Here is a 15,909-nt window from a genome sequence, read left to right on the forward strand (position 1 = left end):
GCAGACATGCGCGAGCGGCGTGTTCGCCGGCAATGCGTCGCCAAAGGCGGTATTATCCAATTATCCGTTTAGACCCCAAAATCCATATCCGGATACACGTACGGATCCTTCGCCGGATCGATTTTGGTTGCCGCATCCGCCTTGAGCAGCAGCACTTCGGCGCCGTCGATCGTCGTCTTGGCGAACGTGCCCGAGACGGTCATCCAGTCGTCGCTGGCGTACTTCGCCGCATCGGGCGATTCGACGACGATGCCGTAAGGGATCGCGTCGGCCGCGCAGCACTGGATCGCGAACCTGCCGAGCACGAACTGTCCTTGTCCAATCGTATCGTCCCGATAGACAAAGCCAGATACCTCCGCGCGGCGTCCTGCGAATGAATCGGGAAAAAAATTAAGCGTCGTCAGTGTTTCGAGATAACGCGAATCTTTGATCTCGATCTCCGGCTTGGCATAAAGCAGCTTGCCGTAATCCGCGTACGGCTTGGTGAGCGAATCGTGCGGGAACAGCCGGTCCAGCTCGTCGGCGCCAGGCGGCGCGGAGATTGATGCCGAATCGGTATTTTTCGCGTGCGCGGCGGCCCCACCGCCCAGATTCATGCCCTTCTGGGCGGCCATTGCGCTGCCGATCGTCGTGTCCGGCGTCAGAAAAAACAAGGCGAGCGGCAGCGCGAACAGGACGACGGCGCGAAGCTGGCGCAGCCAGGAGCCTGACGGTGCCGGCGCATGGCCGCAAGCTTCCCCGCAGCCGGATTCGCGCTGGCCGTCCCATTCCTTGAGCGCCTGATAGACAAGCGCGGCTGCGATCAGATATAGGGCGGCAGCGGCTAGCTTTGTGTATACGGCCATGCGAGGCGAGATATATAGACCCAGGTGGCCGACCGCGGACAGTCTTGCCACATAGAGTCCGATGCCAGCGAGTACGACGGCGCGCGCCAGATGACGGGCGATCATTTTTCGGTTCGTTCGTTGCGTCATTAAGTCATCCCCTTTATCCAATCAGTTCGCAGCGCTGCTGAGCAGCCATCCTGCGAGCAGCGACGCGGCGAGTACGACCGCCGTTACGAGCAGGAGGAGGCGCAGCACGAAGCGGGCTTTGAATGCGGACAACAGCATCAGCGTGTTTTTGAAGTCGACCATCGGCCCGTAGACGAGAAAGGCGAGCAGCGCGCCGGCGGGAAAGACGCCGGAGAAGGAGGCGGCGACGAATGCGTCCGACGTCGAGCAAAGCGAGATTACGTAGGCGAAGCCCATCATGAACAGGTGCGAGCCGAAGACGCCGCCGCCCAGCTCGACCAATTCTCCGCGGCTGACGAAGGTTTGGATGACTGCGGTCAGGAAAGCGCCGAGCATCAGAAATTTCCCCATTTCGAAAAATTCGTCGGCCGCATGCGAGCAGAAGGAGAGTAAACGGGACGAGGGTACGCGATGCGACGCATGCTGGTTATGATCCGCGGCATCGGCATGCAGGCTCGCAGCATCCGGTTTCAATGGATTGGCGGCCTTGCCGCGTGCGCGAGACAGCAGCAGGCCGACGGCGGCCGCCGCGGCGAAGCCGAGTACGGTCCGATACAGCGCCATCTCGGGGGTTGTGCGGAACGCGCTGTACGTCGCAAGCACCGTGACCGGATTGACGATGGGCGCCGCCAGAATATAGGTCATGCCGATATAGGCCGGCATCCCTTTGCGGAGCAGCCTGCGCACGACCGGGACCATCCCGCACTCGCACACGGGCAGCACGACGCCGAGCAGACCGGCGCATAGCACGCCGAGCAGGGGGTTCCTCGGGATGAGACGGGCGAGCGCCGTCTCGGGGACGAAAAAGTGCAGCGCCGTCGAGACGAGGACGCCGAGCAGCACGAACGGGAGGGCCTCCAGGAAGAGGCTGACGAACACCGTTTTGACCGATTGCCATTGATCTGCGCCGATGCCGGAGAAGAAGGCCGGCCATGGCATTTGCCGCTCCGTTGCTATCAAATAGAGCAGCGCCAGCGTCAACGCCGCCGATAGAGTTAACGTCCATTTGTAAGCTGCATTCGTCATGCTTTTTCACCTCGTCCACCGAAATCGATCGTGCTTCCTGCTATCAGCGTATGCGATTCTCTGTTGAAAAGAACGCATATTCCGCTAGTTTTTGAGACTAATAGATGGCGTCGTCGTTACGTTTGGAATTTTTACTTGCGTTTGCTAAACGTAATAATTACAATATGGAGACGGCGTGAACCAAATACATAACAAGTCGTATTTTTTAATCGCGTTATCGTAATAATTACAAATAGACGAAACGAGGAATGACGAACATGAACAAGACGATGAAAAAAACGCTCGCGATATCGGCGAGCTTGGCGCTGCTGCTGGCGGCTTGCGGCAAAAACGAGGAGAACGGCGCAAGCGAAGCGAGCGGAGCGAACGCCAAACTGAGCGTGGTGACGACCTTTTATCCGATGTACGAATTCAGCAGGCAGGTCGCGGGCGATCTTGCGAACGTCGCCCTGCTGATCCCGGCCGGATCGGAACCGCATGATTGGGAGCCTAGCGCGCAGGATATGGCAAAGGTGAAGGAAGCGGACGTGTTCGTCTACAACGGGATCGTCGAAGGCTGGGTCGATGCGGCGCTCACGAGCGCGCCGAACGACAAGCGTGTCGTCGTGCGGGCGAGCGAAGGACTGACGACGCTGGAGGGAACGGCGGAGGAAGAAGAGGAAGACGCGGGAGAAGAAGCGGGAGAAGAAGCGCACGAGCACGATCATGCGCATGAGCACGCGGAGGACCCGCACGTCTGGCTCGATCCGGGCTTGGCGCAGCGGGAGGTCGCCGCGATCGAAGCCGCGTTCGAGAAGGCGGATCCGTCGAACAAGGATACGTACAAAAAAAACGCCGATGCATACATTGCCCAATTGAAGGCGTTGGATGAGGATTACCGGGCGGGACTGACGGATGTCAAGACAAAGTCGTTCGTGACGCAGCACGCGGCCTTCGGTTACTTGGCCCAGGCCTACGGCCTGCAGCAGGTGCCGATCGCGGGATTGTCGCCCGAGCAGGAGCCGTCTCCCGGCAAGATGGCCGAGATCGTAGAGTTCGCGAAGGCGCATCAAGTGAAGACGATTTTCTTCGAGACGCTGGTCGATCCCCAGGTCGCGCAGACCGTCGCTGACGAGATCGGCGCGAAGACGGACGTGCTGAATCCGCTGGAGGGGCTGACGGACGAGGAAAAGAAAGACGGACTCGACTACATCGGCATCATGAAAAAGAACCTCGAAGCGCTGGTGAAGGCGTTAAACGCGTAAAAAAGCGAAAAGTCGGAATATCGGCGGCAACAAACCGGGATGAGGCAGATGCAAACGCTGCTTCTTCCCGTTTTTTTTGTGAACCGCGACAATCAGGGACCGGCGCGCTAAACCTTTCCTCTTTGGGGAGGGTGCTGCGGACCCGCGTTCCGCTATTCTCCTCCAATCACCCATTTTTTCCGTTCCGAGGACACAGGTTCCGCTAATCGCCGTTTTCGGTGTGCAAAAGCCCCGCTTTTCTGCAAATAACGGCTCCTCGGTCCGAAACCCCCGCCCCGTGCACGCAAATCTCAAAATAACGGCTGCTGAGTCCGTAGCAACGCCGAAGTGCCAAAAGTGGAGTTACTGGCGGTGGCGCTACTCATAGTAGGCACAGGAAAGGCGCTAGTGGAGCGGCGATCTGGGCGGCAGTGTTACCCGATTGCGGGCTGTCGGATTGTGGGCTGTTGAGCAACGTGATGCAGGGTTGCGATGTTACTGAGTGACAGTGTTGCGGACCTACGATCCTCTATTTTTCTCCAATCGCCCGTTTATCCTGTTCCGCGGACACAGGTTCCGTTATTCGCCGTTTTCGGTGTGCAAAAGCCCCGCTTTTCTGCAAATAACGGCTCCTCGGTCCGAAACATCCGTCCCATGCGCGCAAACTCGAAAATAACGGCTGCTGAGTCCGATAGCAACGCCGAAGCGCCAAAAGTGGAGTTACTCTCGGTGGCGCTACTCATAGTAGGCACAGGAAAGGCGCTTGTGAAGCGGCGATATTGGTCGTCCTCCCGGACAAACCGCCCAAAAAAAGGATTGACAAATTGCCCATGGGTAATTATTTTGTATATAACAACAAAAGTTTCCCGTAGGAAACAAAATTGTTGTCGTACAAGTAATTGCCGTACGCACAATTGCCGCACAGTTTGACGTAAAGGTTTTGCCGCAGGAGGAACGACCATTACGGGGAGGACCGCAATGCTGACCAAAAGGCTGGAGAGAGTTGCAATGGTATTGTTGTTTTTAGCGATTTTCGTTCTGATCAACACCGCTTGCGCGAATGGCGGGAAGTCGGATGTCGAGGGCGGGCAGTCCGGCAAAATCCGAATCGTGGCCACGATCGCGCAGATCGCGGAGCCGCTTGCCGTCATCGGCGGCGACAGGGTCGAAGTCGACAGTCTGATGGGGCCGGGCGTGGATCCTCATCTGTACGCGGCGACGCAAGGAGACATCAAGAAGCTGCAGAGCGGCGACATCGTGTTTTACAGCGGACTTCATCTTGAAGCGAATATGGTGAAGGTGTTCGAGCAGATCGGCAAGGAGCGTCCGGTGCTGGCGATCGGGGAGACGCTGCCTAAGGAACGGCTGCTGAAGGATCCGAAGGGCGCGACCGATCCGCACATTTGGTTCGACATCGATCTGTGGAAGCAAGCGCTGGGGGCGGCGACGGAGGAGCTGAAGAAATATTCCGCGGCCGATGCGGCGTATTTCGAGGCGAACAAAACCGAATATTTCAAAAAGCTCGACGAACTGAAGGCGGAAGCGCTGGAAAAGCTCGAGCGCATTCCGGAGGAGCGGCGGGTGCTCGTCACGGCGCACGACGCGTTCGGCTACTTCGGGCGCCTGCTCGGGCTGCAGGTCGTCGGCCTGCAGGGGCTCAGCACGGAAGACGAGATCGGCCTGTCCGACATCGAGGACACGATCGACCTGCTGGTCGATCGCGGCGTACCTGCCGTTTTCGTGGAGAGCAGCATCAATCCCGCGTCGATCGAAGCGGTCATCGAAGGGGCCAAGAAGCGGGGCCTTAACGTGCAGCTCGGCGGTCAACTGTATTCGGACGCGATGGGAGACGGGGGCACGGAGGAAGGCACCTACCTCGGCATGTACCGGCACAACGTGAACACGATCGGCGAGGCGCTTGCCTCGAAGGAGGGTTGATATGGCGACGGTGCTCGAGGTAACGGACCTGAACGCTGCGTACCGGAAAAACGCGGTGCTGGAAAGGGTGACTTTTGAAATCGGGCCGGGTACGTTGACGGCGATCGTCGGACCGAACGGCGCGGGCAAGTCGACGCTGCTCAAGACGCTGCTGGATCAGCATCCGCGGCTTTCGGGCGAAGTTGCGTTTTTCGGATCGGATTTCCGAAAGGTCAAGTCCCGCATCGGCTACGTGCCGCAGCGAGGCTCGGTGGATTGGGATTTCCCGACCGACGCGCTGGACGTGGTGACGATGGGATTGTACGGCAAGATCGGATGGCTGCGACGACCTGGCCGGACGCACAAGGAGCAAGCGATGCGCGCGCTAACCGAGATGGGCATGGCGGATTATGCGGGCCGCCAGATCAGCCAGCTCTCCGGCGGACAGCAGCAGCGGGTGTTCCTGGCGCGGGCGCTCGCGCAGGATGCCGATCTCTATATGCTCGACGAACCGCTGGCGGGCGTTGACGCCGTGACGGAGCGGGTGATTATGGATACGCTGCAGCGGCTCAAGCGGCAGGGCAAGACGGTGATGGTCGTCCATCACGACCTGCAGACGGTGGAGGATTACTTTGACCGGGTGCTGCTGCTGAACCGGACGGTCGTCGCCCACGGCACGACGGCGGAGGCTTTTACCCGCGAGTCGCTCAGCGCGGCCTACGGCGGCATGCTTCGCTGGCTGGAGGGGAAATCTGGATGAATACGCTGCTCTCGCACAACGCGCAGTGGGTGCTCCTTAGCACGCTGATCCTCGGGATGGCGGCGGGCATCATCGGGAGCCTCGCGTATTGGAAACGGCAGAGCCTGATGAGCGACGCTTTGTCGCATGCCGCGCTGCCAGGCGTGATCGTCGGCTTCGTGCTGATCGGCACCAAAAACCTGCCCGTCATGATCGCAGGAGCCGCCGTCAGCGCGCTGCTCGGCGCGCTCCTGATCGATTGGATCCGTTCGTCGACCCGCATCAAGGAAGATGCCGCGATGGGCATCGTATTATCGGTCTTTTTCGGCCTCGGCATCATGCTGCTGACATTCGTGAACCGAACTGCAGGCGGCAGCCAGAGCGGGCTCGACAGTTTTATCTTCGGTCAGGCCGCTTCCATGGTGTCGGACGACGTCAAGCTGATGGCGGGAACTGCGGCAGTCGTCCTGCTCGTCGCGCTGCTCGGGTACAAGGAGTGGAAGCTGTTCCTGTTCGATCCCGCCTACGCCGCGGGACTCGGATTGTCCGTGCGCTTGATGAACGGGATCTACCTGGCGGTTCTGGTGCTTGTCATCGTCGTCGGCATCCAGGCGGCGGGCGTCGTGTTGATGGCGGCCCTGTTGATCATCCCCGCAGTCAGCGCCCGTTACTGGACCCACTCGTTTAAATGGACGGTCGGTCTGTCGGCGGCGTTCGGAGGCGGCGCCGGCGCCGCGGGGACCTTGCTCAGCGCCATGGGCGCAGGCTGGCCGACGGGACCGTTTATCGTGCTGGCGGCATCGGCGACATTCGCGGTATCGTTGTTTTTCGGTGCGAGCAAGGGCTTGCTCGTTTTATACCTCGGACAGCGTGCGAGCAGGCGGCGGCTGTCGTCACAGACAGCCGGTCCGATCGCGGCGAGCGAGGGGGCGGGACGATGAGCTATTCCGGTTGGATTCTCCTGACCGCTTCCCTTGTCGGTGTCTCTTGCGGATTGATCGGCGTGCTGCTCATCCTGCGCCGCATGGCGATGATGGCCGACGCGATCAGCCACACGGTGCTGCTGGGCATCGTAGTAGCCTACATGGTCACGCGCGAGCTAAGCGGCGTGCACATGCTGATCGGGGCGGTGTGCGCCGGGTTGCTGACGGCCGTGCTGGTGCAATGGTTCCAGTCTCGCGGCGTACAGCAGGAGGCGTCGATCGGCATCGTGTTCACGACGTTGTTCGCGGTCGGCGTCGTGCTGATCGCCACGCAGGTCGGCAACGCGCACCTCGACGTCAAGCATACGCTGATGGGCGAGATTACCTTTATTCCTTGGGAAACGATGACGCTCCCGCTCGTCGGCGAAGTGCCCGAGGCGGTCGCGCTGCTATCGCTTGTGCTTGCGGTCGCCCTTGCCGCGATAATCGCATTCTATAAAGAATGGAAAATTACGTCGTTCGACCCCGCGCTGGCCGCAAGTCTCGGCATTCCCGCCGTACTGATGCACTATGCGTTCATGTCGCTCGTGTCGGTGACGACGGTCGCTTCGTTCGACGCGGTCGGCGCGATCATGGTCGTCGCGATGCTTATCACGCCGGCTTCCGCCGCTTACCTGTGGACCGACCGATTGTCCGTTATGCTGGCGCTGGGCGCCGCCTTCGGCGCTTTGTCCGCCTGGATCGGCTACGGGATCGCAACCTGGCTCGATACGTCGATCTCGGGTTCGATGGCGTTCGCCACGGGCCTCTTGTTCGCGGCGAGCTTCCTTGGCTCCCCTCGTTACGGCGCGTTATCCCGGCTACGGAGGGTGAGGGCTTCCAAGCGCGAGCCGATGGCGGCAGAAGGCGCGGATTGACCCCGTATGACAACGAAAATGTACCGCGGCTGCGGCGCGTCGGCAAGATGACGCCACGCAGCCTTTTTCATTCTACTAAAATGCATTGACACTCAAATTGAACGCTCCTATAATGCTTAATATTGAGAATCATTTTCAAATAGCTTGGAACCAGGCTTATGGAGGCGACCACATACATTGAAGCGGCATAGACGGCCTTCCGCAAGGACCCTTTTCGCAAGGATCGTATTGCTTGCCATGCTCGGGTGGGCGCTCGCGCCGTTCGCACCCCTGTTCGCTGCGACCGATTCGACGCATGCTGCCGATGCGTCCTTGCAGGCGGAAGCGCTTGTCTCGCACCTGGATGCCGGCGACACCGATGCGGCCGCGCAGGATCTGGCTGCGATCAAGAAATGGTGGGCGAAGGACAAGATCGCCGTTAAGCAGCAGTCGCTGGATCTTGCGCTGGAGATCGACGGCCAGATCGCTGCCCTGTCGCTCGCGATGCTAAGCGGGAAGATGGACGAGGCCTCGTCGCAGGCCGGCAATCTAAGGTTTTCAGTGATCAATCTGCAGGACGGCGCCTACGCCGACAACAGCGGGAAAAGCCAGATGACGCTATCGACCTACATCCTCAAGCTTCGCGAGGCCGGCAACCTGGCCAAGAAGCAGGACTGGGAAGCGGCGGGGCAACGGGTCAAACAGCTGCAGCAGCAATGGCTATCCGTCGAAGGCGACGTCGTGAGCCAATCGCAGCGAGTTTACAACGACACCGAACGCGATCTGGTGATGCTGGACGGCTACTTGAGCAATCCCGATCAAAGAGCGCTTGCCGCTCCCGTGATCGACCGGTTGATCGAAGGGCTGGCGCCGCTCGCCGATGCGAAGTATTCGTGGTGGGACGCGGCGCTTATCCCGATTCGCGAAGGGCTGGAGGGGCTGCTCGTCGTCGGCGCGCTGCTCATGTACGCCAAGCGGGCGGGCTCCAAGCCTGCAAAGCGCTGGGTCGTCGGCGGCTCCGTCACCGGTCTCCTAGCGAGCATCGCCGCGGGGTTCGCGGTCGTGCTGCTGCTGTCCTCGAGCGCGTTCGGCCACAACAATCTGCTCATCAACGGTTGGACGGGCGTATGCGCCAGCGTGATGCTGCTCTACGTCAGCTACTGGCTGCACCGCCATTCGGACACCAAGCGCTTTAACCGGCTGCTCGCCGAGCGGAGTACGCGCGCGCTATCCGGCGGGCATATGTTTTCGCTCGCGCTGCTCTCCTTTTTCGCGATCGTACGCGAGGGACTCGAGACCGTCATTTTCCTGATCGGCATGTCCGGGAAAATGTCCGCGGCGGAGCTGGTCGCCGGCATCGCTGCCGGGTTTCTCGTTTTGTCGGCGGTCGCGTTCGTTATCGTCAAGGCCGGATCGCGCTTGCCGATTCGTCCGTTTTTTCTCGGATCGAGCCTTATCGTGTTCTATCTTTGCTTCAAATTCATGGGCTCCGGCATTCACAGCCTGCAGATGGCCGGCGTGCTGCCGTCTACGGTGAACGAAGCGCTGCCCGATTTTTCGACGCTCAGCCTGTATCCCTCGTGGTACAGCACCTTGCCGCAGCTCGTTTTCCTGGCTTGCGGCTGCGCCGCGGTCGTTTGGTCCTTGCTGAAGAGCAGGCGCCGTCGCGATGTCCCTCTTTCCTAAGTTTGAAAAAACCTAATTTTGCGCGTAGCGCCAGATGACTGGAGATCGTTATAATGATGAAGAAAACGTCTATTGGTATTGTTACTATCGCAGGCATGCTGGCATTGTCCGCCTGCAACAGCGGGTCGAACAACGACGGCGCATCCGCTTCGGCTTCCGTTCCGGCCTCGACAGCGGCCGCTTCTCCGGTCTCGGCTTCGGCAAGCGCCGACGGATCCAGCGCGATTCAGACGGGTACCGCTCAAATGCTCGGTCAAACCAAGCAGCTGCAAGGCCTTATCGAGAAGAACGATGCGGACGGCGTCAAAACCCTCGGCAAGACGATTAACGAAACTTGGCTCTCGTTCGAAAACGCCGTGCGTCAAACGTTCCCGCTCGAGTATACGGACGTGGAAAAGTACGAAATGCCGATCTTCTCCGCTTCGGCGTACGACAAGATCGACTTCGACGCGCTCAAGGCCAACGCCGACGGCCTCGTCGACGCGCTCACGAAGCTGCAAAACGCCAAGCCTTCGACGGCCAGCTCGTCCGAGCTGCTGATTGAAGCCGTTAAAAAATATCAGCAATACGTCGTCGACCAGACGAACAAGCTGACCGATCAGACGCAAGTATTCGTCGACGCCGTCAAGGCGGGCGACATCGATAAATCCAAGGCAGAATACGTTAAGGCGCGCGTCTATTACGAGAGCATCGAGCCGATCGCCGAGAGCTTCGGCGACCTCGATCCCAAGATCGACGCCCGGCTGGCCGACGTGGACGATCCGAGCACCTGGACCGGCTTCCACGAGATCGAGCAGGCGCTGTGGGTCGACAACTCGCTGGCAGGTCAGGAGAAATTCGCAGACCAGCTGATAACCGACGTTAAGGCGCTGCAGGCCGAGGTTCAAAAGCTTCAGCTCGAGCCCAAGACGGTCGTCGCCGGCGCGATGGAGCTGCTGAACGAAGCGGCTACCTCCAAGATTACCGGCGAAGAAGAGCTTTATTCGCATATCGATCTCGTCGACCTCGCTTCGAATGTCGACGGCTCGAAGACGGTCTACCTGTCGATTATTCCGGCGCTCAACGAGAGCAACGTCGAATTGGCCGACAAGCTCGACCAAGCATTTCAGGAGATGGAAAAGGCGCTGTCCGGCTTCATCAAAGACGGCCAGTACGTTGCCTATACCGAGTTGACGACGGATCAGATCCGCGATATCAGCGACCGCCTCAGCGCGCTGTCCGAACTGATGTCGCAAACCGCCGCCATCCTCTAAATCACGGAGGGAGCCCAGACTTATTATGGAACCGAACCGGACGGGCATGACGCGCAAGGATTTTCTGAAGCTGTCGGCCACCGTCGGTGCCGGAATCGCGATCGGTGCCTCGGGCATCGGCGCGATTCTTGGCATTCCCAAGCCCCAGGCGGACAGCTCCAAGGCTTCCGCCCAATCGGAAGAAGACATCATTCCGATGTACGCCGACCATCAGCCGGGCATCGTCACGCCGCAGCAGACGTATTTGTATCTGGCGGCGTTCGACATTACGACCGGCAGCAAAAAAGATCTGATCGCGATGCTCAAGGATTGGACCCGGTTTTGCGATCTGAGCGCGAAGGGCGGTACGATGAGCCTGGGCGACAATCCGCTCGTGCCGCCGACCGATACGGGAGAGACGCTTGAGCTTCCGCCGTCCAGACTGACGGTTACGATTGGCTTCGGTCCTTCGTTTTTCGTCCGGGACGGCGTCAATCGCTTCGGAGCGGCAGGCGGCATGCCGCTGCATCTCAAGGATATCCCGCGTATGGCCCGCGACAATATCGACTCGAGCATCTCGGGCGGAGACATCTGCCTGCAAATATGCGCGGACGATCAGCAGGTCGCCTTTCACGCAGTCCGCAACCTGATCCGGTTGTCGACCGGCCGCGCCTCGCTCAAGTGGATGCAGGAAGGCTTTGCGAGCGGGACGCCGGGCAAGACGCCGCGCAATCTGTTCGGCTTCAAGGACGGCACGGCCAATCAACTGCACGACTCCGCGCAGGGATATGACGACGTCGTATGGGCGGGGAGCGACGAGCCGGCATGGATGCGCGGCGGCTCCTATCTGGCGTACCGCAAGATCCAGATGAAGCTGGAGAGCTGGGATCGCACGTCGCTCTCCGATCAGGAAGCGACCTTCGGCAGAAGCAAAGTATCCGGCGCGGCATTCGGCGCGAAGGGAGAATTCGATGCCGTCGACGCTGTTAAGCTGCCTGAGCAATCGCACGTGCGATTGGCCAAGGAGAGCAAGCAGCAGATTCACCGGCGCGCATACTCCTATACGGACAAAGTAGATCCACGGACAGGCAACGTCGATGCGGGGCTTTTGTTCATCAGCTACCAACGGGACCCCGACACGCAATTTCTGCCGATGCTCCGCTTGATGCAGAAGAGCGACGCCTTGAACGCTTATGTTTCCCACGTGGCCAGCGCGATGTTCGCCTGCCCTGCGGGCTTGCAGCCCGGCCTCTATTTTGGCCAGCGCGTGCTTGAGGGCTAAGGTTGTATTTGAAAAAAATGAGATAAGCTTAATAGAACAGGACGAGGCGGGCGCATTTCCTGCTTCGTTTTGTTTGCGTTAGCGGCTTAGTCCGCGGGCTATGGCAATGAGACACCGGATAGAGCTACATTCGCGAAAGTGCGCCGCAACGCAGGCGTAAATCATTTCGGGCCTGCCGCTTTTTCGATTCGAAGGCGCCGGCGGCGCGTTGCCTTGTGGTATGATGATAGGCAAACCGGACCCTTGCAGGAAGGATAACGATGCCATGACGCTTCAACAACTGCGCTATGTCATCGAGGTCGCGAACCGCGGCTCGATGAACGAAGCCGCCAAGCGCCTTTTCATCTCTCAGCCCAGTCTCTCGAACGCGATCAAGGATCTGGAGGAAGAGATCCGCATCACGATTTTCGAACGCACGAACAAAGGCATCACGTTGTCGAAGGCCGGCGCCGAGTTTCTAGGCTATGCGCGTCAAGTGATCGAGCAGGCCGAGCTACTGGAAAACCGCTATCTGGGCGCGAAGCCGGCGCCGCAGCATTTCTCCGTGTCGACGCAGCACTATGCGTTCGCCGTCAACGCGTTCGTCCAGCTTGTCCGCGAGCACGGTCAGGACGAATACGAGCTGGCGCTTCGGGAGACCAAGACCCACGAGATCATCCAGGACGTCAAAAGCCAGCGCAGCGAGATCGGCATCCTGTACATCAACGAGTTCAACGCCAAGGTGATCACGCGGCTGCTGCGCGATGCGAACCTGAAGTTTACGAGCCTGTTTACCGCCAAAGCGCATATTTTCGTCAGCGTGAACAACCCCCTTGCGAGGCATCCCGTGGTGACGATCGACCAGCTCGACGACTATCCGTATCTGCACTTCGAGCAGGGCGAGTACAATTCGTTCCATTTTTCCGAGGAGATTCTGAGTACGCTGTCGCACAAAAAAAGCATCAAGGTGAATGACCGGGCAACCCTGTTTAACTTGCTCATCGGACTAAACGGCTACACCATCTCGACGGGCGTGCTGAGCGCGGATCTCAACGGCAACGAGATCATCCCGGTGCCGCTCGCGAGCGAAGAGACGCTGCATGTCGGCTGGATCAGCCACCAGAACGCCGCGCTATCGAAGCTGGGCATGGCTTACGTCGAGGCGCTGCAGCAAGCGATCGCGGTTGAGTGAGCCCGCGTCGGTCTTTGATATAGCCAGCGGCTATAGCCGGTCATAGTATTTTGAAGTTACGCTATATCAACAACCCTGTGCTATCTTTCAATTAGCAGTCAAAGCGAGTGCCGGATCGACCGGCGCGGACGCTTTGCTCCATATTTGGAAGGCAGAGGAGAAGGCATATATGAAGAGCGGCAATCTGGGGTATCCCCGCATCGGGCAAGACCGCGAATGGAAAAAAGCGCTGGAAGCTTATTGGGCAGGCAAGCTGGACGAGGGGACGCTGCATGCGACGCTGAAGGAGATCCGCCTGGATAACCTGAAAAAGCAGCGGGACCAGGGGATCGACGTTATCCCCGTCGGAGAATTTACTTACTACGACCATATTCTGGACACGTCTGCGATGTTCGGCATCGTGCCCGAGCGGTTCGGCTACGGGGGCGGCGAAGTCGATCTGCCGACCTACTACGCGATAGCGCGCGGCAATCGCGAGTCGGCGGCGAGCGAGATGACCAAGTGGTTCAACACGAACTACCACTATATCGTGCCGGAGCTTGGCGCAGGCGTCAGCCCGCAGTTGACGGTCAACCGCCCGCTTGCGGCCTATCGCGAAGCCAAGGCGGAGCTGGGAATCGAAGGCCGCCCGGTCATCGTCGGACCGTATACGTACTTGAAGCTGTCCAAAGGTTATGCCGCCGGCGAGCTGGACACGTGGATCGATCGTCTCCTGCCGTTGTATGCGCAGGTGCTGCGCGAGCTCGAAGCCGAAGGCGTCGCTTGGGTGCAGGTGGACGAGCCGATTCTGGCCACGAGCTTGACGGAGGACGACCTGTCCCGCGTAAGGCGCATCTATGAAGCGTTGACTGGCGAAGCGCCGGGAATTTCCATCATGCTGCAAACGTACTTTGAGTCGGTTGACGCTTACGGCTTCGTCGTCTCGCTGCCTGTTCACGGTATCGGGCTCGACTTCGTACACGACGGCGGCCGCAACCTCGCGGCGGTACGCGAGCAGGGCTTCCCGGCCGACAAGACGCTCGGCGCGGGCCTGATCGACGGCCGCGCCATTTGGAAAGCCGATCTGCGCGGCAAATGGGCGACGCTCGGCGCGCTCCGCGGCGCCGTCGCGGCGGAACGGATCGTCGTACAGCCGTCCTCGAGCCTGCTGCACGTGCCGGTCAGCGCGGCGCGCGAGACCGCGCTGCCGGCGGAGCTGCAAGGCGCGCTTGCCTTTGCCGACGAGAAGCTCGCGGAGCTCGTCCTGCTCGCCAAGGCCGGACGCCAAGGCGTCGAAGCGATCGCAGCCGATCTGGAAGCGTCCGAACGCAGCCGCGACGCGCTGCAGCGCTCCTCCGCGCGTACCAACGGGCGCGTCCGTGCGCGCATGGCATCCCTGGCGTCGGAGCCGGCGGCGCGCGCGAGCGTCTTCGAATCCCGCCGCTCGGTCCAGGATGCCAAATGGCAGCTGCCGCCGCTGCCGACGACGACGATCGGCAGCTTCCCGCAGACGCCGGAAGTACGCGGCGCGCGGCAGAAGTGGCGCAAGGGCGAGCTGTCGCCTGCGAGCTACGAATCCTTCATTCAAGCGCAGATCCGCGAGTGGATCGACATTCAGAACGAGATCGGGCTTGACGTGCTGGTGCATGGCGAGTTCGAACGCACCGACATGGTGGAGTTTTTCGGCGAGAAGCTTGCAGGGTTCGCCTTCACGGCGAAGGGCTGGGTGCAGTCCTACGGCTCCCGCTGCGTGAAGCCGCCGGTTATTTACGGCGACGTGGAGCTGCCGGAACCGATGACCGTCGCCGAGACCGTCTACGCGCAGTCGCTGACATCGAAGCCCGTGAAGGGCATGCTGACCGGTCCGATCACGATCCTGAACTGGTCGTTCGTCCGCGACGACAAGACGCGCGAGGAAGTCGCTTACCAGATCGCGTTGGCGCTCCGGGACGAGGTCGAGGCGCTTGAGGCTGCGGGCATCGGCATGATCCAGGTCGACGAGCCGGCGCTCCGCGAAGGCCTGCCGCTGAAGCGCGAGCAATGGGCGCACTATCTGGATTGGGCAGTGCGCGCGTTCCGCTTGTCGACTTCGACGGTGAAGGACGAGACGCAGATTCACACGCATATGTGCTACAGCGAGTTCCACGATATTATCGAATCCATAAGCGCGCTAGATGCGGACGTGATCTCCATCGAGACGTCGCGCAGCCACGGCGAGTTGATCGGCATTTTCGAGGAGCATACGTACGACAAGGGCATCGGGCTCGGCGTCTACGATATTCACAGTCCTCGCGTGCCATCGTCGGACGAGATGACGCAGATGATCGACCGCGCGCTTCGCGTGCTCGATCCGGGTTTGTTCTGGATCAATCCCGACTGCGGCCTCAAGACGCGCGGACGCAAGGAGACGGTCGAGTCGCTGCGCAACATGGTAGAGGCGACAGAAGCCGCCCGCGAACGGTACGCGGTCAAGCAGGGATAAGAACTGCGGAGCGTTTTAGAACTTATATCATATATATATATATATAAAGAAAGATAATCGAGGGAGCGCGATGGCGCTCTCTTTTTTACATGCAAGAATACATTTCGCGGCCGTTCGTTGACAATGTAAGACGCCATCCTCTCGAAAGTTAGACGGTTTAAAAAACTGCATTTGTACATGTATTTTCTGCCGATGCGCGACACGTGATGGAATGGGGCTGTCCCAAAAGCCCTTTGAAGTTGAAGCAACAAGCTGAAATGAAGCCGAAATAGCCAAACGGGACGAAGCAGGGGAGTTTCCTGCTTCGTCCCGTTTGCGTTTTTGGTCGATGGCGACTTTT

General features: G+C 59.9%; 13 protein-coding genes. 10 read left to right on the top strand and 3 right to left on the bottom strand.

Going from position 1 to position 15,909, the window contains the following annotated elements:
* Positions 1-68: 68 nt before the first annotated feature.
* Together ACFOTD_RS17665 and ACFOTD_RS17670 are read right to left on the bottom strand one after the other, a co-directional pair.
* The gene (locus ACFOTD_RS17665) at positions 69-974 is read right to left on the bottom strand and encodes a TIGR03943 family putative permease subunit (RefSeq protein ID WP_378121022.1); all 906 of its coding nucleotides are present in this window, start codon (positions 972-974) and stop codon (positions 69-71) included.
* Positions 975-995: 21 nt separating this feature from the next.
* Complete coding sequence (locus tag ACFOTD_RS17670) at positions 996-2,039, bottom strand: permease (RefSeq protein ID WP_378121024.1); 1,044 nt, start codon at positions 2,037-2,039, stop codon at positions 996-998.
* Positions 2,040-2,296: 257 nt separating this feature from the next.
* Between ACFOTD_RS17670 and ACFOTD_RS17675 the strand changes: the two genes are divergently transcribed.
* The 10 genes from ACFOTD_RS17675 (at position 2,297) to metE (ending at position 15,569) form a co-directional block, all read left to right on the top strand.
* Positions 2,297-3,283: a metal ABC transporter substrate-binding protein gene (locus tag ACFOTD_RS17675; RefSeq protein WP_378121026.1), complete on the top strand. Its 987-nt coding sequence runs from the start codon at positions 2,297-2,299 to the stop codon at positions 3,281-3,283.
* Between the two features lie 957 nt (positions 3,284-4,240).
* On the top strand, positions 4,241-5,200 hold the full coding sequence (locus tag ACFOTD_RS17680) for a metal ABC transporter solute-binding protein, Zn/Mn family (protein WP_378121028.1): 960 nt from the start codon (positions 4,241-4,243) through the stop codon (positions 5,198-5,200).
* Position 5,201: 1 nt separating this feature from the next.
* Entirely contained in the window at positions 5,202-5,939 is a 738-nt protein-coding gene (locus ACFOTD_RS17685) for a metal ABC transporter ATP-binding protein (RefSeq protein WP_378121029.1), read from the top strand.
* A complete protein-coding gene (locus ACFOTD_RS17690; protein WP_378121030.1) occupies positions 5,936-6,859 on the top strand; it encodes a metal ABC transporter permease in 924 nt (307 codons plus the stop codon). Before ACFOTD_RS17685 ends, ACFOTD_RS17690 begins: the two co-directional genes overlap by 4 nt.
* Positions 6,856-7,758: a metal ABC transporter permease gene (locus tag ACFOTD_RS17695; protein WP_378121031.1), complete on the top strand. Its 903-nt coding sequence runs from the start codon at positions 6,856-6,858 to the stop codon at positions 7,756-7,758. Before ACFOTD_RS17690 ends, ACFOTD_RS17695 begins: the two co-directional genes overlap by 4 nt.
* Positions 7,759-7,995: 237 nt before the next feature.
* Positions 7,996-9,423, top strand: coding sequence for an FTR1 family protein (locus tag ACFOTD_RS17700; protein ID WP_378121032.1), 1,428 nt, complete (start codon positions 7,996-7,998; stop codon positions 9,421-9,423).
* Between the two features lie 53 nt (positions 9,424-9,476).
* Positions 9,477-10,676, top strand: coding sequence for an iron uptake system protein EfeO (gene efeO, locus ACFOTD_RS17705; protein ID WP_378121033.1), 1,200 nt, complete (start codon positions 9,477-9,479; stop codon positions 10,674-10,676).
* Between the two features lie 25 nt (positions 10,677-10,701).
* Entirely contained in the window at positions 10,702-11,937 is a 1,236-nt protein-coding gene (gene efeB, locus ACFOTD_RS17710) for an iron uptake transporter deferrochelatase/peroxidase subunit (protein ID WP_378121034.1), read from the top strand.
* 265 nt (positions 11,938-12,202) lie between these two features.
* On the top strand, positions 12,203-13,108 hold the full coding sequence (locus tag ACFOTD_RS17715; protein ID WP_378121036.1) for a LysR family transcriptional regulator: 906 nt from the start codon (positions 12,203-12,205) through the stop codon (positions 13,106-13,108).
* Between the two features lie 169 nt (positions 13,109-13,277).
* Complete coding sequence (metE, locus tag ACFOTD_RS17720; RefSeq protein WP_378121038.1) at positions 13,278-15,569, top strand: 5-methyltetrahydropteroyltriglutamate--homocysteine S-methyltransferase; 2,292 nt, start codon at positions 13,278-13,280, stop codon at positions 15,567-15,569.
* Positions 15,570-15,596: 27 nt separating this feature from the next.
* Here the strand turns inward: metE and ACFOTD_RS17725 are convergent.
* Positions 15,597-15,909, bottom strand: a 313-nt coding sequence (locus ACFOTD_RS17725; RefSeq protein ID WP_378121040.1) for a hypothetical protein, incomplete at its 5' end; no start/stop codon positions are given.

This window comes from Cohnella sp. GCM10012308, from assembly GCF_042649185.1.
Taxonomy (GTDB): Bacteria; Bacillota; Bacilli; order Paenibacillales; family Paenibacillaceae; genus Cohnella.

Coding starts and splice junctions, on each gene's coding strand:
- ACFOTD_RS17665 (WP_378121022.1), bottom strand. CDS start 974: ATGACGCAACGAACGAACCGAAAAATGATCGCCCGTCATCTGGCGCGC.
- ACFOTD_RS17670 (WP_378121024.1), bottom strand. CDS start 2,039: ATGACGAATGCAGCTTACAAATGGACGTTAACTCTATCGGCGGCGTTG.
- ACFOTD_RS17675 (WP_378121026.1), top strand. CDS start 2,297: ATGAACAAGACGATGAAAAAAACGCTCGCGATATCGGCGAGCTTGGCG.
- ACFOTD_RS17680 (WP_378121028.1), top strand. CDS start 4,241: ATGCTGACCAAAAGGCTGGAGAGAGTTGCAATGGTATTGTTGTTTTTA.
- ACFOTD_RS17685 (WP_378121029.1), top strand. CDS start 5,202: ATGGCGACGGTGCTCGAGGTAACGGACCTGAACGCTGCGTACCGGAAA.
- ACFOTD_RS17690 (WP_378121030.1), top strand. CDS start 5,936: ATGAATACGCTGCTCTCGCACAACGCGCAGTGGGTGCTCCTTAGCACG.
- ACFOTD_RS17695 (WP_378121031.1), top strand. CDS start 6,856: ATGAGCTATTCCGGTTGGATTCTCCTGACCGCTTCCCTTGTCGGTGTC.
- ACFOTD_RS17700 (WP_378121032.1), top strand. CDS start 7,996: ATGCTCGGGTGGGCGCTCGCGCCGTTCGCACCCCTGTTCGCTGCGACC.
- efeO (WP_378121033.1), top strand. CDS start 9,477: ATGATGAAGAAAACGTCTATTGGTATTGTTACTATCGCAGGCATGCTG.
- efeB (WP_378121034.1), top strand. CDS start 10,702: ATGGAACCGAACCGGACGGGCATGACGCGCAAGGATTTTCTGAAGCTG.
- ACFOTD_RS17715 (WP_378121036.1), top strand. CDS start 12,203: ATGACGCTTCAACAACTGCGCTATGTCATCGAGGTCGCGAACCGCGGC.
- metE (WP_378121038.1), top strand. CDS start 13,278: ATGAAGAGCGGCAATCTGGGGTATCCCCGCATCGGGCAAGACCGCGAA.